Annotated in this window: 19 protein-coding genes; 8 read left to right on the forward strand and 11 right to left on the reverse strand. The window is 70.4% G+C overall.

Annotation, left to right across the window (positions count from 1 at the left end; translation table 11 throughout):
- Positions 1–109: 109 nt before the first annotated feature.
- From AC0699_RS22440 to AC0699_RS22455, 4 genes are all read left to right on the forward strand, one after another.
- Positions 110–1750, forward strand: a complete 1641-nt coding sequence (locus AC0699_RS22440) for an MFS transporter (RefSeq protein WP_478662967.1) — start codon at positions 110–112, stop codon at positions 1748–1750.
- 159 nt (positions 1751–1909) lie between these two features.
- Positions 1910–2539 (forward strand): TetR/AcrR family transcriptional regulator, encoded by a 630-nt coding sequence (locus AC0699_RS22445; RefSeq protein WP_478663085.1) that lies wholly within the window; start codon positions 1910–1912, stop codon positions 2537–2539.
- A 185-nt stretch (positions 2540–2724) separates the two neighbouring features.
- Positions 2725–3732, forward strand: a complete 1008-nt coding sequence (locus AC0699_RS22450; RefSeq protein WP_478662970.1) for an endonuclease/exonuclease/phosphatase family protein — start codon at positions 2725–2727, stop codon at positions 3730–3732.
- Between the two features lie 116 nt (positions 3733–3848).
- The gene (locus AC0699_RS22455; RefSeq protein WP_478662972.1) at positions 3849–5081 is read left to right on the forward strand and encodes an MFS transporter; all 1233 of its coding nucleotides are present in this window, start codon (positions 3849–3851) and stop codon (positions 5079–5081) included.
- Here the strand turns inward: AC0699_RS22455 and AC0699_RS22460 are convergent.
- Both AC0699_RS22460 and AC0699_RS22465 read right to left on the reverse strand, forming a co-directional pair.
- Positions 5047–6807, reverse strand: coding sequence for an NAD+ synthase (locus AC0699_RS22460; RefSeq protein ID WP_478662976.1), 1761 nt, complete (start codon positions 6805–6807; stop codon positions 5047–5049). The genes AC0699_RS22455 and AC0699_RS22460 overlap by 35 nt on opposite strands.
- A gap of 133 nt (positions 6808–6940) precedes the next feature.
- Positions 6941–8617: a multicopper oxidase family protein gene (locus AC0699_RS22465; protein WP_478662978.1), complete on the reverse strand. Its 1677-nt coding sequence runs from the start codon at positions 8615–8617 to the stop codon at positions 6941–6943.
- Positions 8618–8969: 352 nt separating this feature from the next.
- Here AC0699_RS22465 and AC0699_RS22470 point away from each other — a divergent pair, with 352 nt between their 5' ends.
- Positions 8970–9650, forward strand: a complete 681-nt coding sequence (locus AC0699_RS22470) for a DUF998 domain-containing protein (protein WP_478662981.1) — start codon at positions 8970–8972, stop codon at positions 9648–9650.
- The gene (locus tag AC0699_RS22475) at positions 9647–10597 is read left to right on the forward strand and encodes an alpha/beta fold hydrolase (RefSeq protein WP_478662983.1); all 951 of its coding nucleotides are present in this window, start codon (positions 9647–9649) and stop codon (positions 10595–10597) included. Before AC0699_RS22470 ends, AC0699_RS22475 begins: the two co-directional genes overlap by 4 nt.
- On the opposite strand, the gene AC0699_RS22480 is transcribed toward AC0699_RS22475, so the two are convergent.
- Entirely contained in the window at positions 10518–10937 is a 420-nt protein-coding gene (locus AC0699_RS22480) for a CBS domain-containing protein (RefSeq protein WP_453666896.1), read from the reverse strand. The two genes, AC0699_RS22475 and AC0699_RS22480, sit on opposite strands and share 80 nt — an antisense overlap.
- 133 nt (positions 10938–11070) lie before the next feature.
- Here AC0699_RS22480 and AC0699_RS22485 point away from each other — a divergent pair, with 133 nt between their 5' ends.
- On the forward strand, positions 11071–11508 hold the full coding sequence (locus AC0699_RS22485) for a DUF5990 family protein (RefSeq protein WP_478662986.1): 438 nt from the start codon (positions 11071–11073) through the stop codon (positions 11506–11508).
- Positions 11509–11677: 169 nt separating this feature from the next.
- Here AC0699_RS22485 and AC0699_RS22490 read toward each other — a convergent pair whose 3' ends face one another.
- From AC0699_RS22490 to AC0699_RS22500, 3 genes are all read right to left on the reverse strand, one after another.
- Complete coding sequence (locus AC0699_RS22490; protein ID WP_478662988.1) at positions 11678–12385, reverse strand: DUF305 domain-containing protein; 708 nt, start codon at positions 12383–12385, stop codon at positions 11678–11680.
- Positions 12382–13020 (reverse strand): DUF3105 domain-containing protein, encoded by a 639-nt coding sequence (locus AC0699_RS22495; RefSeq protein ID WP_478662990.1) that lies wholly within the window; start codon positions 13018–13020, stop codon positions 12382–12384. The genes AC0699_RS22490 and AC0699_RS22495 overlap by 4 nt, the downstream gene beginning before the upstream one ends.
- A gap of 94 nt (positions 13021–13114) precedes the next feature.
- Complete coding sequence (locus AC0699_RS22500; RefSeq protein ID WP_478662992.1) at positions 13115–13531, reverse strand: hypothetical protein; 417 nt, start codon at positions 13529–13531, stop codon at positions 13115–13117.
- 142 nt (positions 13532–13673) lie between these two features.
- Between AC0699_RS22500 and AC0699_RS22505 the strand changes: the two genes are divergently transcribed.
- Complete coding sequence (locus AC0699_RS22505) at positions 13674–15035, forward strand: glutamine synthetase family protein (protein WP_453666887.1); 1362 nt, start codon at positions 13674–13676, stop codon at positions 15033–15035.
- 75 nt (positions 15036–15110) lie between these two features.
- Here the strand turns inward: AC0699_RS22505 and AC0699_RS22510 are convergent, their stop codons facing one another.
- From AC0699_RS22510 to AC0699_RS22530, 5 genes are all read right to left on the reverse strand, one after another.
- Entirely contained in the window at positions 15111–16379 is a 1269-nt protein-coding gene (locus AC0699_RS22510; RefSeq protein WP_478662995.1) for a tyrosine-type recombinase/integrase, read from the reverse strand.
- 86 nt (positions 16380–16465) lie between these two features.
- A complete protein-coding gene (locus AC0699_RS22515) occupies positions 16466–16708 on the reverse strand; it encodes a helix-turn-helix domain-containing protein (RefSeq protein ID WP_478662998.1) in 243 nt (80 codons plus the stop codon).
- Between the two features lie 468 nt (positions 16709–17176).
- Positions 17177–18652 (reverse strand): ATP-binding protein, encoded by a 1476-nt coding sequence (locus AC0699_RS22520; RefSeq protein WP_478663087.1) that lies wholly within the window; start codon positions 18650–18652, stop codon positions 17177–17179.
- A 2-nt stretch (positions 18653–18654) separates the two neighbouring features.
- Positions 18655–19485, reverse strand: coding sequence for a bifunctional DNA primase/polymerase (locus AC0699_RS22525; protein ID WP_478663000.1), 831 nt, complete (start codon positions 19483–19485; stop codon positions 18655–18657).
- Positions 19482–20369 (reverse strand): deazapurine DNA modification protein DpdA family protein, encoded by an 888-nt coding sequence (locus tag AC0699_RS22530; RefSeq protein ID WP_478663002.1) that lies wholly within the window; start codon positions 20367–20369, stop codon positions 19482–19484. The genes AC0699_RS22525 and AC0699_RS22530 overlap by 4 nt, the downstream gene beginning before the upstream one ends.
- Positions 20370–20439 lie beyond the last annotated feature (70 nt).

The raw sequence follows: 20439 nt of genomic DNA on the forward strand, positions 1-20439 counted from the left end.
GCCCGTCGCGGGAAGTGGGGCCGTTCACACCCCCGCAATGATTGGGCCATCCCGGTCAACTTTCTATACGAAACGGTCTCGTATCGAAATTCCGGGAACAACTGGGATCATGTCGACACCACCAGGGGCCCTCGCGGCCCCGCCCCGGGTACCGGAAGCCGTGCACCGACGCCGCTGGGCCATCCTCGGCGTCCTGATGTTCACCGTCCTCATCATGGTGCTGGACCACTCGGTCCTGAACGTCGCGGTCAAGACCATCGCCACCCCCGCGCCCGTCGGTATCGGTGCCACCCAGGCCGAGCTGGAATGGGCCATCAACTCCTACACGCTCGTCTTCGCCTCGCTGCTCTTCACGGCGGGGCTGGTCGGTGACCGTACCGGCCGCAAGAAGGCGCTGCTCTGCGGCATGGTCGTGTTCGGCATCGGCTCGGCGCTCGCCGCGTTCTCCGGGTCCTCGGCCGAGCTCATCACGTACCGCGCGGTGATGGGCGTCGGCGCCGCGTTCGTCATGCCGGCCACGCTGGCCGTCCTGATGAATGTGTTCGAACGGGACGAGCAGCCCAAGGCCATCGGCATCTGGGCGGGTGCCGTGGGCATCGCCATCGCCCTGGGCCCGCTCACCGGCGGGCTGCTGCTCGAACACTTCTGGTGGGGCTCGATCTTCCTGGTCAACGTCCCGGTGGTGATCGTCGGCTTCGCCGCGATGCTGCTGCTGATCCCCGACTCCCGCGACCCGGACCCCGGCCGGATCGACCCGGTGGGCGTACTGCTCTCCATCGCCGGACTCGTCCTGCTGGTGTACGGGATCATCCGCGGCGGCCAACTCGCCTCCCTCACCGACCGGGGCGTGCTGCTGCCGCTGCTCGGCGGACTGGCCGTGCTGACGGCATTCGTGCTGTACGAGCTGCGCATCGACCATCCGGCGCTCGACTTCTCGTACTTCAGGAACCCCGCGTTCTCCGCCGCGATCACCGCGACCGCGCTCGCCTTCCTCTCGATGATGGGCGTGGCGTTCTTCTCCGTCTTCTATCTGCAGACCGTGCTCGACCACAGCCCGCTGGAGGCCGGACTGCTGGTCCTGCCGCTCGCGGTGGCCCAGTCGGCGTTCGCGCCGCGCGCCCGGCTGGCCGTCGGCCGGTTCGGAGCCAAGGCGACCTGCACGGCCGGAATGCTGATGATCGCGGCGGGGCTCGCCTCCTTCGCCTTCTTCGACGCCACGACGCCGCTGTGGGCGATCGAGATCGCCTTCTTCGTCCAGGGCGCCGGAATGGGGCATGTGATGTCACCGGTCACGACCACGGTGATGCAGGCGCTGCCTCGGGAGAAGGCGGGCGTGGCCTCCGCGATCAACAACACCTTCCGGCAGATCGGCGGTGCGCTGGGAGTGGCGGTGCTCGGCTCGATCCTGTCCGCGACGTACCGGACCGCGATCGAGCCGACCCTCGACGCGACGGCGGCCGTCCCCGCCGGGGCCAAGGCGGCGGCGGGGGAGTCGATCGAGGCGACGCTGAGTGTGGTGGAGAAGCTCGGGTCGTCCGGAGAGGTCCTGATCGGGCCTGCGTACCACGCCTTCATCGGCGCCATGCACCTCGCGTCGCTGGGGGCGGCGGCAGCGACACTGGTCGGCGTCGTGGTCGTGGCGCTGTACCTGCCGGGGCGCGCCCTTCCCGGGGCGGAGGGGGCGCCGTCCGTCCCGGCGGAGCCGGGGGAGCCGGAGGAGCGGTCGGCGGCAGGGGCGGCCCGGGGGTGAGATCCGACGGGTGAGGTCCGACGGGTGAGCCCCGGTCGCCGGATGTCTGCTGGCCGGCACGAGACGCAGGAGCGGAGGCGAAGACGGGTGCGGGGCGAGGTCGAGACGGTCAGGGGCGCGGACGAGGGCGTGGGCGTGAGCGCGGACGAGGGTGTGGACATGGGCGTGCCGGCCGGCAGGTCCGTGGGCCCCGGCAGAGCGGCGGGGCGTGGCCGCCCCCGGAGCGAGGCGTCCGAACGGGCGATCCGCGCCGCCGTGGCGACGCTCCTCGAGGAGGGCGTGCCGCTCGGCGACATCTCCATCGAGCGCGTCGCCCGCACGGCGGGAGTCGGCAAGGCCACCATCTACCGGCGCTGGAGCAACAAGGAGGAGCTGTTCGTCGAGGTCCTCAGGGACATCGAGCCGCCGGACCCGGAACTGCCCGGCACCTCCGCCCGCGACGACCTCGTCGTGATGCTGGAGTCCGTACGCGTACGCGGTCTCGCGCAGCGCTCCTCCGCGCTCCTGCACAACGTGCTGGCACAGATGAAGAGCCACCCGAAGCTGTGGGCGGCGTACGTCGCGACCGTGATCGATCCCCGGCGCGTGACCGTGCTGGAGATCCTGCGGCGGGGGATCGCGGGCGGCGAGATCCGCGGCGACGTCGACATCGACCTGATCAACGACCTCATCGTCGGCCCCATGCTCGTACGCGCCGTGATGCGGCCCGACGCCCCGCTCGCCGACGACCTGGCGGAACGCATCGTCTCGGTGGCGCTGGAGGGGCTGCGTCCGCCGACCGTCCACTGACGCGCAATATGCACGTTCTGTCACAGCCGTCGTGCTGCCCCCTTGATCGGAACCCGCCGCGCCGCCGGGTCGTCCTCGAACCCGTACGGAAGAAAGGCGCCGGTCATCGCCTAGTGTCAGGGGGCGGGCACGGCGTGCACGGCAAGGCAGTGAGGACGACGCACATGCGGCAGGGGCAGGCATACATGACGGAGTCGGGGAACGGTGGCGCGGAGGACCCCCGCTCCGGATCCCGGGTCCGTGCCCTGCTCGACCGCTGGCGGGACGATCCCGGGATCTGGCGGCGCGGCATCGTGCTCGCGGGCTTCGCCGTGGTCATCGCCCTGCTGATGATCCTGCACGCCCAGATCCCCAACAAGGTCGGCAACCTGGGCAGCCTCACGGAGACGTTCCTGCCGTGGCTGGGGCTGTTCGTCCCGGTGCTGCTGGTCCTCGCGGCCGTTCGGCGGTCGGCGACCGCGCTGATCGCGCTGCTGCTGCCGGCGATCGTCTGGCTGAACCTCTTCGGCGGACTCCTCACCGACAAGTCGGGCGGCGGCGGCAGCCTCATGGTCGCGACGCACAATGTGAACGCCGACAACCCGGACCCGGAGGGCACCGCCCGTGTGGTCGCGGCCTCGGGCGCGGACGTCATCGCGCTGGAGGAGCTGAAGGCGGACGCGGTTCCGGCGTACGAGAAGGCCCTGGCGGCGCAGTACCCCCACCATTCGGTGCAGGGAACCGTCGGTCTGTGGAGCAAGTACCCGATGAGCGACACCCGGCCGGTCGACATCCGGCTGGGCTGGACCCGCGCGATGCGCTCCACGGTGGCGACGCCCGAGGGCGACGTCGCCGTCTACATCGCGCACCTTCCGTCGGTGCGGGTCAAGCTGAACGCGGGTTTCACCGCCAGCCAGCGTGACACCAGCGCGGACGCGCTGGGCGAGGCGATCGCCCGGGACCGGGTGGGCAAGGTGGTCCTGCTGGGCGACCTGAACGGCACGATGAACGACCGCTCGCTGAACGCGGTCACGTCCCAGATGCGCTCCACGCAGGGCGCGGCGGGCAACGGCTTCGGCTTCAGCTGGCCGGCGTCGTTCCCGATGGCGCGGATCGACCAGATCATGGTGAAGGGCGTCGAGCCGGTCTCCTCGTGGGCCCTTCCCCGCACCCCGAGCGACCACCTCCCGATCGCGGCCCGCGTCAAGCTCTGACCTTCCCCACCCCGACCGGTGGCGAGAATCCCTCCGCAACCACCCGTTCACGTGCAGGAACGATCCATCTGAGAGCCTTTGTTTCGTAGAAGAACTAACCCGGGAAAGGCTCTCCCATGCCCCTGGCGCTGCTCGCGCTCGCCGTCTCCGCCTTCGGCATCGGCACCACCGAATTCGTGATGATGGGCCTGCTGCCCAACGTCGCCGACGATCTCGGCACCTCCGTTCCCACCGCCGGACACCTCGTCGCCGCGTACGCGATCGGTGTCGTCATCGGGGCCCCGCTGCTCACCGCCCTCGGCTCCCGGGTCCCGCGCACGCGGATGCTCCTGCTCCTGATGGCGCTCTTCACCGTCGGCAACCTCGCCTCCGCGCTCGCCCCCAGCTTCGGCACCCTCCTCGCGGGCCGCGTCCTCGCCGGGCTGCCGCACGGCGCGTTCTTCGGGGTCGGCGCGGTCGTCGCCGCCCGCCTCGTCGCCGAGGGGCGGCAGGCGCGGGCGGTCGCCACGATGTTCCTCGGCCTCACCGTCGCCAACATCGTCGGCGTACCGGCCGCCACCCTGCTCGGCCAGCACCTCGGCTGGCGTGCCACGTTCCTCGTGGTCACCGCGATCGGCCTGGTGGCCATGGCCGCACTCGCGCGGCTCGTTCCGTACGTACCCGTCGACGCCCACCAGAGCCTCGGCCGCGAGCTCCGTGCCCTCGGCGACCGGCAGGTGCTGCTCGGCCTGCTCACCGCGGTCTTCGGCTTCGCGGGAGTCTTCGCCGTCTACTCGTACCTGGCGTCCATGACGACCGAGGTGATGGGCCTCGGCGAGTCCTCCGTCACGCTCGTCCTCGCCCTCTTCGGCATCGGTATGACGCTCGGCGCACTCGTGGCCGGCCCGCTCACCGACCGGGCCCTGCGTCCCACGCTGTACGGCTCGCTCGGCGCCCTCGCCCTCGTGCTGGCCGTCTTCCGCTTCACCGTCCACCTTCCGTGGGCGGCCCTCACCACGGTCGTCCTCATCGGGGCCGTCGGCTTCATGACCACCACCCCGCTCCAGATGCTGGTGATGAACAAGGCCCAGGACGCCCCCACCCTGGCCGCCGCCTCCAACCACTCCGCATTCAACCTCGCCAACGCGGGCGGTGCCTGGCTCGGCGGCGCGGCGATCGCCGCCGGCTGGGGCTGGACCTCGCCGACGCTGGTCGGCGCGGCCCTCGCCGTCGTCGGCCTCGCCGTCGCGGCGACCGCCGGACTGCTGGACCGTACGACGAAGGGGACCTCCCGCGTCGTCGCGGGAAGCCCCCTCACGGCGGCGGACCACCAGGTCAGTGCGTCGTCGTCTCCCGCCAGCGGTTCGTGATCGGCAGGCGCCGGTCCTTGCCGAAGACCTTCGTCGAGATCTTGGTACCCGGCGGGTACTGGCGGCGCTTGTACTCGGCCGTGTCGACGAGCCGCAGGGTCCTCGCGACCAGCTCCTCGTCGTAACCGGCCGCCACGATCGCGTCCTTGCCCTGGTCGCGGTCGACGTACAGCTCCAGGATCCGGTCCAGGACGTGGTAGTCCGGGAGGGAGTCGGTGTCGACCTGGTCCGGGCGGAGCTCGGCGCTCGGCGGCTTGACGATCGAGTTCTCCGGGATCGGCGGGGTCTGCCCGCGCTCCTCGGCCGCCCGGTTGCGCCATTTCGCGAGCCGGAAGATCGAGGTCTTGTAGACGTCCTTGATCGGGCCGTACGCGCCGACCGAGTCGCCGTACAGCGTCGAATAGCCCACCGCCAGCTCGGACTTGTTGCCCGGCGCGAGCACGATGTGGCCCTCCTGGTTGGAGACCGCCATCAGCATCGTGCCGCGCAGCCGCGACTGGAGGTTCTCCTCGGCGAGACCGGTGAGACCGAGCGAGCCCATGTACGCGTCGAACATCGGAGCGATCGGTACGGTCCGGAAGTTGAGGCCCGTGCGGCGGGCCAGCTCTGCGGCGTCGCCCCTGGAGTGGTCCGAGGAGTACTTGGACGGCATGGAGATGCCGTACACGTTCTGCGCGCCGAGCGCGTCGCACGCGATCGCGGCGACAAGCGCTGAATCGATTCCTCCGGAGAGGCCGATCAGCACGGACCGGAAACCGTTCTTGGCGGCGTACGCGCGCAGGCCGACGACCAGCGCGGAGTACACCTCCTCGTCGTCGTCGAGGCGCTCGGCGTAACCGCCTGTCAGCTCCGGCTCGTACGCCGGGAGCGGCTCCTCGGAGAGGACGACCCGCTCGATGGCCAGGCCGTCGTCGACGATGCCCGTAGGGGGCTCGGCGGAGGCGGCCGGCAGGTCGAGGTCGAGGATCACGCTGCCCTCGGCGAACTGCGGAGCGCGCGCGATGACCTCGCCGTCCTTGTCGACGACGATCGAGTCCCCGTCGAAGACAAGCTCGTCCTGGCCGCCGATCATCGCGAGGTACGCGGTCGTGCAGCCGGCCTCCTGGGCGCGCTTGCGGACCAGCTCCAGGCGGGTGTCGTCCTTGTTCTGCTCGTACGGCGAGGCGTTGATCGAGACCAGCAGCCCGGCCTCGGCCGAACGGGTGGCCGGGACGCGGCCGCCGTCCTGCCAGAGGTCCTCGCAGATGGCGAGCGCGACGTCGATGCCGTGGACGCGGATGACCGGCATGGTGTCGCCCGGTACGAAGTACCGGAACTCGTCGAAGACGCCGTAGTTGGGCAGGTGGTGCTTGGCGAACGTCAGCACCACCGTGCCGCGGTGCAGCACCGCGGCGGCGTTCTGCGGGGCGCCGGCGGGCTGCCCGAACCGCGGCTGGGCCTTCTCCGAACGGTCGAGATAGCCGACGATCACGGGGATCTCCCCGTACCCCTCGTCGGCGAGCCGCAGTGCGAGCGCGCGCAGGGCGGCCCGTGACGCCTCGACGAAGGACGACCGCAGGGCCAGGTCCTCGACGGGGTAGCCGGTCAGCACCATCTCGGGGAACGCGACGAGGTGCGCCCCCTGCTCGGCGGCGTGCCGGGTCCAGTGCACGATCGACTCGGCGTTGCCGGCGAGATCGCCGACGGTCGAGTCGATCTGATTCAGAGCGAGGCGTAGTTGAGGCACGGGCCCAGTGTAATCGTCTCTCTGACGCGATGTCCTGGGGCGGGGGTGTGGGCCGCCCCACTCCCGGTGCCCGCCGGGCGGCGCCCCGGGGAGAGGCGCCGACCCCTCCCCGGAACGGTCCCGGCGTGCCCAGCTAGTCGTACGCGAGCGTCGTCATCATCCCGGACTCCGAGTGGTAGATGTTGTGGCAGTGCAGCATCCACAGGCCGGGATTGTCCGCGTCGAAGTCCGCCACCAGCTTGTGGTGCGGCAGCAGGATCGCCGTGTCCTTGCGGGCGCCACGTCCGTTGACGCCGGTCAGGGCGTAGGTGTGGCCGTGCAGATGTACGGGATGCCACATGTCCGTGGCGTTGATGATCACCAGTCGGACCCGCTCGCCGCGTTCGACCCTGTGGAGCGTGTCCGGGTCGTAGGGCTTGTGGTCGATGCCCCAGTCGTACTTCTTCATGCCGCCGGTCAGCTTGAACTTGAGGAGGCGGTCGGGGCGGCGCCGGGACAGGGCCACGGACTCGTCCGGCCGGAGGCGGGCGGCCGACGTCAGGATCTTCCGGTCCAGCTCCGCGGGGCGCGTGGACGGTTCGGGGACCGGCCCGCTTCCCGTGCGCAGGACGGCCATCGCCGAGCCCCTCTTGCCCTCGGCGAGCGCGGTGAGCGGAAAGACCCCGTCCTTCGCGGTGACCATCACGTCGTACCGCTCGGCCATGCCGATGAGCAGTGCGTCGGTCCTGTGGTGCCGGACGGGATAGCCGTCGGTGTGGGTGACCGTCAGCTCGTGGCCGCCGAGCGCCACCCGGAAGGCCGATTCACCGCCGGCGTTGATGATGCGCAGCCGGATCCGGTCGCCGGGCTTGGCCTTGAACTGTGTGGGATCGTCCGCCGTGCGCCCGTTGATCAGATAGTGCGGGTAGGCGACATCGCCCGCGTGGCCGCCGAGCAGCTTGCTCGTGGCGCCCGTCATCAGCCGTTTTGGGCCGTTTCCGCGGTACGGCGACGGTGAGGGGGCTTTCCCGTCCGGTACCTGCGCCATCGCCAGCCCCCCGCCACCGGCTCCCACCGGCCCGGAAGGCGCCCGCTCGTGGCCGTCGTGCCCGTCGTGGTCGTCGTGCCCGGCGCCGTGGCCCATGGCGGGCCTGCCCTTGCGGAGCTGGGCGAGGACATCGTCGGGGGTGGAGCCGCCCACCCCGTCGATCCAGTCGTCCAGGATGACGATCCACTCGTGGTCGTACGCGAGCGGCTCCCGCGGGTCGTCCACGATCAGTGGTGAGTACATCCCGCGGTCGACCTGCACGCCCATGTGGGGATGGAACCAGTACGTCCCGGGATGCGGCACCTCGAAGCGGTAGTCGTGCGCCCCGCCCGGCTTGACGGGCGGCTGCGTGACGTACGGCACGCCGTCCATGCGGTTGCTCAGGGCGATGCCGTGCCAGTGCACCGTGGTCGGCACCGGCAGATGGTTGGCGAGGGTGAGTGCCAGAGTGTCGCCCGCGGTGATCCGGAACGCCCGGCCCGGCAGTTGGCCGTTGTACGTCCAGGACCTGAAGGTGCGCCCGGCGCCCAGCTCGACCGTGGTCGGGGTGGCGGTGAGGGTGCGGCTGTGGACCCGTCCCCCCTCGCGCGGTGTTTCCGAGGGGTCGGTCTTCCTGCCGTCCGGCGAGGCTGCTTTCTCCGGCCTGGCGCCCGGGGCCCCCTGGGGGCCGCCGTCGTCCGGTCCGCTGCCCGAACAGGCCCCCAGAAGTCCGGATCCTGCGGCGGCGATCCCGGCGCCGAGCAGGGCGCGGCGGGTGTGAGAGGTCTGACGGGTGGGCTCCATGCGCATGACTATGTGCACCTCGCTGTGGATGAGGAGGAGAGCGTGGGAAGGCGTGCGTCTGCCACCACCGTCCGGGCAGGACGGGACGGCCGGACGCGCTCCTGCATCCGCAGCACCGGCAGGGCGGCGGGGACGGTCCGGCGGGTGGTGGATTCGGGCCTACGGGCAGCGGCGGCCGCGGCCTGCCGATGCCCGCGCCGCCGGTCCGGGCGGACCCGCTGCGTATACGGACCCGTTTCCTATGAGGAACTGCCCGTCCATGGCCCTCCGTCGGTCGTCATACCGGCAGACTACCCCCGCCGGGTATTGGTTTAGGACGGATTCGTCACGACACGTCATAACATAGTCAGCGATGCCTGGAACGATCGGTATGCCCAAAGTTGTCGCATTGCTGATCGCGCTGGGTTCCGCCGCGTACACCGCCTGGGTGCTCGAACTGGTCTTCCCCACCGGCCTCGACCCCGTCCAGACGTACGTCAGTGAACTCGCCGCCGCCGACCAGCCCTTCGGCGGACTGTTCCGTGCCACCGACCTGGCCGCCGGACTGCTCGTCCTCGCCGGAGCGTGCTGTGCCCTGGTGCGGCTGCCGCAACGCCCCTGGACGGTTGCCGGCTGGGCCGGGCTGCTGCTCTTCGGCGCCGCGACCGCCGCCGACTCGCGGCTGCCGCTGAGCTGCGCCGCGACGGCGGATCCCGAGTGTGCCGCCCGCGAGGAGGCCGGACTTGTGCCGGCCACCCACACGGCCCACGCCTGGAGCAGCAGCCTCGCGGCCCTGGGCGCGGTCACCGCGATCGTGGCGCTCACCGTCGCCGCCCGCCGCTACCGCTGGTGGGCGCCGCTCGCCAGGACCGGGCCGGTGCTCGTCGCCCTCGAACTCGCCGCCACCGTCTGGACCCTGGCCGCCGTCGCCGCGTTCGAATCGGACCGCGGCACCTGGTTGCTGGGGGCCGGCCAGCGGCTCCAAGTACTGCTGGTGGCAGTGTGGCTGGCGGTACTGGCGTATTCGGTGGCACGGGAGGGGCGGGGCATATGACGCAGGGAGCAAGGCCGGGCGGTTTCGTACAGATCGGAGGGGTGCCCCATCACGTCGTCGTCGAAGGCAGCGGCCCCGTCTGCGTGCTGAGCGCGGGCCTCGCGATGAGCTGGTTCGACTGGGATCCCGTCGTCCCCCTGCTCGCGCCGCACCGCACCGTCGTCCGCTTCGACCGGCCGGGACACGGGCTGAGCGGACCGCCCGCCGTACCCCCGTCCGCCGCGGGCGAGGCCCACCGCATCGCCGCGCTCCTCGACGCGGTCGGCTGCGAAGGGCCCGCCACCGTCGTCGGCCACTCCATCGCGGGCTTCCACGCGGAGGCGTTCGCCCGCCTCCACCCCGCCCGTGCGGCCGGCATCGTGCTGGTCGACTCCAGCGTCGAGGAGCATGCGCGGGTGCCCGCCGCCCCCGCGGTCCGTACGGCGGTGGCGCGCGGCGTCGGCACGGCGCTGACCGCCGTGGGCGCGCCCGCCGCGCTCGGCCCCCTCACCCGGCGCGCGATGGTCCGGCTCTCCCGTACGGGCGGCGGCGACCCGGCCCCCGCCGCGCTCGTACGCCGCTGCTACGGCACCGCACGCGTGCTGCAGGGAGCCCTGCTGGAGAACACCCACTACAAGGCGGTCGCCGCCGAACTGCTCGCCCTGCGCGAGCGATTCCCGCTTCCGGACGGGGTTCCGGTGACCGTACTCGCCGCATACGACGGGGGCGGGGGGCGGTTCGCGCTGCGCTGGCTGGAGCGGCAGCGCGCGCTGGCGCGGCGGCTCGGGGACGCCCGCTTCGAGGCCGTCGAACCGTCGGGCCACCTGATCATGCTGGACCGCCCGGACGCGGTGGCCCGGGCGGTCCTGATGCCGGGGGAGGAGCGGGTCAACCCCGCGCATACACCTGCTCGACCCACGACGCGATCTGGTCCTCCGACAGGTGCTGGGCCAGATCGGCCTCGCTGATCATTCCCACGAGGCGCTTGTTCTCGATCACCGGCAGCCGGCGGATCTGGTGGTCCTGCATCTCGTGCAGGACCTCGTCCACATCCGCTTCCGCGTCGATCCAGCGCGGGGTGCCCTTGGCCATGTCGCCCGCGGTGATCTTCGAGGGGTCATGGCCCATGGCCACACAGCCCACGACGATGTCACGGTCGGTCAGGATGCCGCAGAGCCGTTCATCGGCATCGGCGATCGGCAGTGCACCCACGTTCAGTTCGCGCATCAGCTGCGCGGCGCGGTCGAGCGTCTCGTGCGACGGGATCCACTGGGCCCCGCGATGCATGATGTCCTTGGCGATGGTCATGGAGTTCGTACCTCCTGGGTTCGTACCTCCTGGGTGCGGCCCACGCGATCCGATGTCGCCCGATGCTGCCCAGTACCACCCGATGCCACCGATGCCACCCGGTTCCCCCGAACGGGTGGGAAGGAGCTTTCCGATGGCCCGGCTGCTCTTGCGTATCACGGGCCGGGACCTGCCCGGCCGCGACTGCGGAGACTTCTCCGACGTGCACGTAGGTACGCAGCGGGGCAAGGAACCCGATCAGCTGGTCCCGGCGGACGCCGAGGAAGCCGTATTCGACATTACCGCCGACACCGTCGAGGCGCCCGACGGAACGACCGACTTCCGCGGGCCCTGTGTACAGGGGCGACGCGGCGAGCGGTTCCTCTGTCTGACCTGGGGTGAACTGCCGGCGGGAGGCACCTTCGCGATGTTCCGGCGGGCGAAGCTGTTCTTCGCGGACATTCCGGCGGAACTGGTGGCGGCGGGTGCGGCCGAGGCGACGCTCGGGCTGACCGACGGCCACGGACTGCCGCTGTGTGCGGCGGTCCGCCCGCCCCGGGTGGTGTGGCGCGCCTGGGCGGGCGGAGGCTGAACCGGCCCCGGAAGCGGCCCGGGCCGGGACGCGCTACCGGTCTGGACGCGGACGCGGTCCCGGGCCGGTTCGGGACCGGCCCGGCCCGGGACCGGGTGCGGAGTCTGCCGTCCAGCTCTGCCTGCTGTGCCGGCTCTACCGGCTGTGCCGGCCCCGCACCGGTCCGGCGTCAGCTCCGGGGCGCGGCGCCGCGCTTCTTCAGCAGGTCGGCCATCAGGTCCAGCTCGGACTGCTGGGCGTCGACCATGCCCTGGGCGAGGTTCTTCTCCGTGTCCACCGTGCACAGGTCGGCACAGCCCTGTGCCATTGCGACCCCGCCCTCGTGGTGGTCGGTCATCAGCTGCAGATAGAGGATCTCTGCCTGCCTGCCGCTCGCCTTGGCCAGCTGCGCCAGCTCGGTCCTGGTGGCCATCCCGGGCATCAGCGAGCCGTCCCGGACCTCATGCCCGCCATACCCGCCCTGCCCGTCATGGCCGCCGTGCCCCCCGTGACCACCCTCGGCGGACTTCATCCAGGCCATCGGCCCGGTCCCGGCCGAGACCTTCGGCAGCCCCCACAGGTCCAGCCAGCCGAGCAGCATGCCCCGCTGGTTGGCCTGGGTGTTGGCGATGTCGTACGCGAGCCTGCGCACCTCCTCGTCCTGCGTACGGTCCCGGACGATGAAGGACATCTCCACCGCCTGCTGATGATGGACCGCCATGTCACGGGCGAAGCCGGCCTCAGGGGAGTCCGCCCCGGGGGCCGTCGCCGTCTCCGTACCGCCGTCCGCGGCACCGTCCCCGCCCGCGGACGCGACCGTGGCCGCGCCCGCGAACAGCAGTGCCAGCACGACGGCCGTGATCGCGGCCCAGTGCGTCCCGGTCGGCTTCGGGGTCACGCGTTCAGCCCGCCCGTGCACGCGGCACCCGGCTCGGGTGTCTGCGCACCCTGCACGTACTTGGTGAAGAACCGGTCCACCCGCGGGTCGTCCGCGCCGTCCACCGTGACCTGCTTGCCCCAGGCGCTGAGCATGATCGCCCCGGCCTGGTCCTGCACCGGGCTCATCAGCGAGTACGAGGTCTTGCCGACCTTGTCCTTCAGCTTCTCCACGTCGGCGGCCGGGGCCTTGTCGTTGTACGTCACCCACACCGCGCCGTGCTCGAGCGAGTGCACGGCGTTCACGTCGGGGATCGGCTTGTCGTAGACGTTGCCGTCGCAGTTCATCCACGCCTGGTGGTGGTCACCGCCGACCGGCGGCTTCATCGGGTACGTCACCGGCGTCTTGACGTGGTTGCGGCCGAGCTTCTTCGCGTCCCAGGACCTCTCGTCCTTGATCGGCGCCTTGGCGGTGGCCTCCGCCTGCTCCTTCTTCTCGCCTTCCTTGTTGAGTACGTACGTACCGAAACCGACGAGAGCCGCGACCACGAGGCCGCTGACCGAGATGGTGATGATGCGGTTGCGGCGCTCGCGGGCCTGCTCGGCCCGGCGCATCTCCTCTATACGGGCCCGGCGGTCGTTCGTCCTGGTAGCCATTCTTCTTCGTCCTTCTTCTGCGTCAGGTGCGTCAGGTGCGTCCCGGAACAGGGACAGCCCGCCCTGGGGGCGGATCCGGCGGAGAACGGTCCTGTCATGTCCGCAGCACTTGAAGGACGTGGAGATCCGGAGCCCGGGGAAGGGCTCCGGTACGCGGCACCCGGGCGGCGTGGTGCGCCTGGGCGGGGCCGGGCGGAAGCCCGGCACTGTCGAGGGGCCCGTCCAGGGGCGGGGCGGTGAGCACGGCGGGGCTGAGATGCCGGAAGAGGCCGCAGTCGCCCCGGTCGTACGGACAGCTGTACTCGGCGTCGGACGGGGTGGTGGACGCCGGTGTGAGCACCCGGTGGGCGCCGGTGCCGGCGCCGTGCGCTCCCTCGGCGGTAACCGTGGCCGCGCCGGTGCCCGCCTGGCCCAGGCAGATGAAGAGCGCGGCGAGGAGCGTCGCCACGGCGCTCCCGAGCGCCATGGGACGCGCGGTGCGCGCGATGCGGTAGTGCCGCAGGCCCCCCATGGGCGGAGATGGTAATGGCGGGAGCGTGCCGCATGTCATACGGGGTGCGTAATCTGGGCGAAACCCCGGGTCGTGATACTGAAGCTTCCCTCTACGCCCTGGCGGTGGTGCACAGGCCGTCTGAACTGCAAGGATGTGGCTCATGGACAAGCAGCAGGAATTCGTGCTCCGCACGCTCGAGGAGCGCGACATCCGGTTCGTACGCCTGTGGTTCACCGACGTGCTCGGTTTCCTGAAATCGGTCGCCGTGGCACCCGCCGAGCTGGAGCAGGCCTTCGACGAGGGCATCGGCTTCGACGGCTCCGCCATCGAGGGTTTCGCGAGGGTCTACGAGTCCGACATGATCGCCAAGCCGGACCCGGGCACCTTCCAGATCCTGCCCTGGCGCGCGGAGGCCCCCGGCACGGCCCGGATGTTCTGCGACATCCTCATGCCCGACGGCTCTCCGTCCTTCGCCGACCCGCGTTTCGTCCTGAAGCGGATCCTGGCCAAGACCTCGGACCTGGGCTTCACCTTCTACACCCACCCCGAGATCGAGTTCTTCCTGCTGAAGGACAAGCCCCTCGACGGCACCCGCCCCACCCCCGCGGACAACTCCGGCTACTTCGACCACACGCCGCAGAACGTCGGGATGGACTTCCGCCGCCAGGCCATCACGATGCTGGAATCCATGGGCATCTCCGTGGAGTTCAGCCACCACGAGGGCGCGCCCGGCCAGCAGGAGATCGACCTCCGGTACGCGGACGCGCTGTCGACCGCCGACAACATCATGACGTTCCGCCTGGTCATGAAGCAGGTCGCGCTGGAGCAGGGCGTCCAGGCCACCTTCATGCCGAAGCCGTTCTCCGAGCACCCCGGCTCCGGTATGCACACCCACCTCTCCCTCTTCGAGGGCGACCGGAACGCGTTCTACGAGTCGGGCGCCGAGTACCAGCTCTCCAAGGTGGGACGCTCCTTCATCGCCGGCCTCCTCAAGCACGCCGCGGAGATCTCGGCCGTCACCAACCAGTGGGTCAACTCGTACAAGCGCATCTGGGGCGGCTCGGCCCGCACCGCGGGCTCCGGCGGCGAGGCCCCCTCGTACATCTGCTGGGGCCACAACAACCGCTCGGCCCTGATCCGCGTCCCGATGTACAAGCCCGGCAAGACCGGCTCCGCCCGCGTCGAGGTCCGCTCCATCGACTCCGGCGCCAACCCTTACCTGACCTACGCGGTCCTGCTCGCCGCCGGCCTCAAGGGCATCGAGGAGGGCTACGAACTCCCGGCCGGCGCGGACGACGACGTCTGGGCGCTGTCGGACGCCGAGCGCCGCGCGATGGGCATCGAGCCCCTGCCGCAGAACCTGGGCGAGGCGATCACGCTGATGGAGCGCAGCGAGCTGGTCGCCGAGACGCTCGGCGAGCATGTCTTCGACTTCTTCCTGCGCAACAAGAAGCAGGAGTGGGAGGAGTACCGCTCCGAGGTCACGGCCTTCGAGCTGCGGAAGAACCTGCCGGTGCTGTAAGCGCAGGTCAGCGCAGGTTCTCTGCCGAAACAATCCGGAGGGCCGACGGTCGTCAACCGTCGGCCCTCCAGCGTCCTACTGGCCCTGGGCCGTCTGTGGGCCGTCCGGCGCCGAATCCGTGGCGTCGTACAGGCTGTCCACGGCCCTCCGGGTCCGCCCCTCGCTGCTCGGCATCAGATGCGTGTAGGTGCGGAGCGTGAAGCCCGGATCGTTGTGCCCGAGGTATGCGCTCAGGGACCGGATGTTCTCGCCGGCGTCCAGCAGCACCGAGGCGTAGAAGTGCCTCAGCGCGTGCATGCCGTGCTCGCGGGCGGCCTGGTGCCGCTCGCCGGGCTTGGGCTCGGGGATGACTCCGGCCGCCACCAGCGCCGACTTCCACACCCGCGTGTTGAAGTCGGTCCGGCGGACAGCGCCGGCGCCGTCTATCCGTGTGAAGAGCAGCCGCTTCGTGACGAGCGGCCCGTCAGGCCGAAGCCAGGGCAGCGTGACGGCCACGGGTGGGAACTTCTCCCTGTGCTCCTTGAGTACCTGAGCCACGCGGTCGGGCAAGGGCACGTCTCGCACCTTGTTGCGCTTCGGGGGACTGAAGACCAAGTGCCCGTTCGCGACCTTCACCTGAAAGCCGACGTGCAGCCACCCGGTGTCGAATCCGATCTCGTCCTCCGGTAGACCGAAGATCTCCCCTTGGCGCAGTCCGCAGCCGCCCCCGAGGTCGACGGCTGCTCGGTACTGCTCGGGGAGTGCGGCCCGCACAGCGAAGGTGCGCTCTGCGGTCCACGGCACAATGCGACCGGCGCCCGCCTCGGGCGGCCGGACGGATTGCGCGTGGCACGGATTCTTGGTCAGGTGGCCGTCGTCCACGGCCGCATTCAGGACCGTTGAGACGCTGTTGTAGATCACGCGTCGGTACGACGAAGCGGGGACAGCTCGCTGCAATTCACTCAGCCACTCGCGGATGTGACCGGGCTGGAACGATCCGAGCGGACGCGGGCCCAGATAGGGAATCGCGTGGCGCCGCAGCTGCACGTCGACCGAAGAACGGGTGGTCATCTCGGTCGTCTGAGCGGCAAGCCACTTCTCGGCGTACTGCTGGAAGGTTGTTCGCCCTGCCGCCGGGTCGATGTACCGGCCGCTGTCCATGTCGGCCTCGGTCTTCGTGAGCCACTTTTCGGCAAGGCGCTTTTGACCATCAGGGAAGCTCTTGGACTTCTCGGTGCCGTCGGGGCCGATGTAGCGGGCGCGGTAGCGCATGCCGGTGCCGTGACGGTCGGTCTTGACCCGGCGGGGCTTGCCGTTGGGGCCGGTCTCGGTCTTGAACCAGCGGTCTTGGATGTGGCCGGCCATGAAGGCTGCCGTCCTTTCTGGCAAAACCGCGAGGGAGGCCCGCCGAATCGGCAGGCCTCCCTCGCGGCGGGTGGTGGGTGGTGGAGCTATGCGGCGTCGTCGGCGGCCATGCGCTCGGTGGTCCAGGCGCGCACGGCGGCGGGGTCGTAGCGGAGGTGTTTGCCGACGCGGAATCCGGGTGGTCCGGTGCGCTTCTTGCGCCAGGCGTAGACGGTCTCCTTCGGCACGTCGAAGATCTCGGCGATGTCGTCGGGGGTGAGGTACCGGTCGGGCAGGCCGCTGCGGAGAGTGGCCCGGGGGTCGGGTTGAGCGGAACGGGTTCGGCTCATGGGGTCCTCGGAGGTTGGTTTCGGGGACTTCTCGGGAGTTGGCGTCTGTCCGAGGTGCGGGATTCTGCGTCACCGCGTCATCTGCGTTAACCATGCTGCTGACCTGCAGTTTTGGGTGACGCAGAGGGCTCGGTGGTGTGTCACCGGTGACGTTGGTCTCTGTCACCGATGACGCGGGTGACGCGGGGTGACGCGGGGTGACGCAGCCACGGCTGTCCTGCGTCACCGCTGTAGTGGCAGGTCACGGGCCGTTTTCTGTCCTTGGGTGACGCGGGTGACGCAGCGTCTCTTCTCTTCGGAAAAGAGAAGGGGGTGTCTGTTGTGGTGCGGTGCACCTCAGGGCGTGAAGAAGGAGCCGCTTCGCGGCACGACCATCGAGCGGCGGCGTTGCCGCCGGAACAGCAAGAGGAGCACGCCTGGCCGGTGGTGCTCTTCTTGCTTGTGCAGTCCGGGCCGGGGTGGCGCGGGTCAGAGCATCGGCTCCTGCTGCTGCGAGGGCGGGGCCTGCGCTCGGGTCATTTCGATGTAGCGGGCGGCGCTGGTGCGGCCCCAGTCGATGAGGACGCCTCGGGCGGCGAGAGTCGGTTGGAGGCGCTTGAGCCGGTCGGAGAGGACTTTGCCCGTGGTGGGCCAGCCCTTGGGCAGGGGTCGGAAGTCCTCACCGCTGTAGAGGCGGGTCAGGCTGTGGAGCCATTCGGATGAGGTCATCCGGACTTCCGTGCCCGGAGCGAGGCCGGCGGCGTGTTTGAGCACGGTCTGGGCCAGGAGGTCGCCCTCGATGACGTCGTCGTTGAGGTCGTCCAGGCTGGTCCGGTAGGCGTTGAGAGCTCCGAGGCCGGTCGCAGCGTCGAGCTGTGCGCATAGGTGGGCGAAGTCGGCCATGCGCAGGTCGGTGGGGATGTCGGCCTCGGCAGCGCGGACCTTGACGGTGAGGTCGAGGAGCGATCCGAGGACCACGGGGAGAACGTCTTCGAACTCCGCCCACAGTTCGGCTTCGGTACGTCGGGTGCGGGGGCGTTCCAGGCGGAGCGGGAGGAGGCGTTCGGCGAGGTCGGGTCGGATGACGCCCACGTCGATGCCGGTCAGCAGCAAGGGGCGGCGGTAGCGCGCGCGGACCACGTCGCCGTCGGTGTACAGGGCGCGTTTGATGGTCTCGGCGCCGGTGACGATGCAGCACATGAGGTCGGACAGGTCCGGCGCCAGGTGGGAGAGGTTGTCCAGGGCGGTGACCCATCCTGCGGCCACGGCAGCGATCAGGTTCTCTTCGTCCTTTGGGGCACGGCGCAGGTCGCCGCTCATGCCCTCGATAACCCTCACGAGCATGCGGCCCCCGGTGGACTTGCCCGCACCCTGGGGTCCCGTGAGGAACGGTGCGGGGACGGGCACGGACGGTCCGAGACAGCCGACCAGCCACGCGACGGCCAGGCACTCGGTCTCGGCGTTGGCGAAGTTGCACAGCCGCAGCAGGAGGTCGAGGCCCTTGCCGTCGGTGTCCTTGGCGGGCACGGGCAGTTCCCCGGTGAGCTGGGTGCGCCGCCAGCACACCTCCTGCGGGTCGGGGGTGACGATGTCCCAGCCGGTCGGGTGGATGCGGACGGACTGTCCGTCGTTGCGCCCCAGGTCGAGCCACGTCGCCCCGTCGAATCCCGGCGCGACGCGGATGTGAACGGGCTGCACCTCCTGGCTCATCGCCAGGGCTTCGATGAGATCCAGCGCCTCCTTGAGCGCGGTCCCGTTGAATACGCCGTGCCCGTCGTTGAAGAGGCCGACCATGAGTTCCTGCCGGTGACTGCCCGAGGTGCCCTGTGAGCGGATCGGACGTGCCACGGGGTGGCCGTTCTTCTGCGCGTACACGGTCCCGTCGGCGGTGCGGAAGTACCGGAAGTGCTGCTGCGCGTAGTCGGCGATGACCTCGCGTGCCGGGGTCTTCTCGTCATCGGACATGGTCACAGTCCCAACCGTGTACGGGCGTTGGTCCACGCGTCGGTGCAGTGCCGGGGCGATTCGCCCTTGGCCTGGGCGGCGGTGAACAGCCTGGCGATGTGGGCCTCGGTGAGGCAGCCGCACCGGCCGTGCGTGGACAGCACGGCGAGGAAGGTCCGGTAGACGGTGGCGTGAATTCCGGCGCGGGCTTCGGTGATGCGCTGCTCGGCCATGGCGATGCCACGGTCCAGGTAAGTGGGCGTGCGGTGACGGCACGCCGCGTCCCCGGCCGGTGCGTGCGCGGACATGGCATGCGGCGCTGGCCGGGAGGGTTCCTTTACGGCCAGAGCACGGACGGCGTCCGGCAGAGCGGTCATGGTGCCGGTGCCGGGGCCGAGCCACCGGGTGTAAGCCATGGAGGACTTGATGTCCACGCCGGGCCGGACCGCGTTGGACGAGCGCATGACGCCTCGGTAGATCCAGTGCTCGCCGCGCGTCGTGGCGACGGTACAGGTGGCGGGCAGCGTTGCGCGGGCCCACGTGATAGCCGCCGCGTTGTCGAGGTCGACGACGGTCAGCCCGGCGCCGCCGGGGTGGTAGGCGACGGCCGTCGCCTCACGCCATGCCGTCGCCCATGCGCGGGACGTGAGGACGTGTGGGTTGGTGGTGGCGGCTGCCCAGGCGTGGCAGGGGGCGGGGCACTGGCAGGGACCCGCGCTCTTCATGTTGGGCCGGCCGCCGCATGCGTTGTTCGCGCAGCGAGGGCAGTTCCCGAACGGCACCTTTCCTGCCCGCAGGGGCAGAGGCGGAACGCCGCTCGCGGCCAGGTTCAGTGCGATGTCCAGTGGGTTCATGCTGCGCTCCGGTCGGTCAGCAGCGTCTGGCGATGGGTGGGGATGGCTGAGAGGACGCGGGTGCGCCAGCGCATCGCGTAATCGATGCAGTTCGCGCAGTTCCTGTGCGTGGTGTGGCCCGGCAGCGGGGGCCTGCGGCGGGCGTGGGAGCTCCAGGCGGCGGAGTCTGCGGAGGCCAGCAGATGCCCGACGCGTTCCAGACCGAGGATCTTGAAGCCAAAGCCGTGCAGCTTGAAGCCGTGCGCGGCCATCGCGGTGACAATCGCGGCACCCTCGCGGGTGGACTGCAGTCGACAGACCGAGCCGAGTCCCACCACGGGCTCACGGCGCAGGTCGACGCCCGCGTTCTCGAACAGCTCCACGCACCGCTCGTACTCGGGGATGCTGCGCCCCTGCAGCACCGGAGCTATGCGCAGGTCCGATGCGAGGGAGCGCAGTTCGAGGAAGTTGCTGACGGTGCGGCGCTGGTGCTCCGCGACGCTGAGGTGGGTGCCGACGAAGTGCTGCCCCTGGAAGGTGCCGCCGTGGATGATGGCGTCCTCGCACATCCAGTCCTGCTGCGCAGCCCAGTCGTAAGGGCCGACGTGCTCCCAGATACGGCGCAGATCATCGACGTACTTGCGGGGCGGGCGGGTCCAGGTGCCCTTGTTCTTCAGCTCCATGAAGCCGCCGGAGTCGATGGCGTAGGGACCGCGGGCTTCGTCCCACTTGACGGCACGGTCGAAGTGCTCCGACTTCAGGAACAGCGGCACATCGGTCAGACGCAGCCAGTGCCGCTTGTGGGTGGTCAGGTAGAACCGCATCCCGTCCGCGGCGGGAGCTCCCGCGAGCGGACGGCCGACGGCGGGCGATAACGCTCGCCGGATCAGGCTGGGTTGGGTCATGCTGGATGTCTCCAGTTCTCGTGAGGATTGCTGGCAGACGAGGGCGGCCCGGTCTTTGGCGAGAGGGGGC

The organism is Streptomyces sp. NPDC043870, from assembly GCF_056435785.1.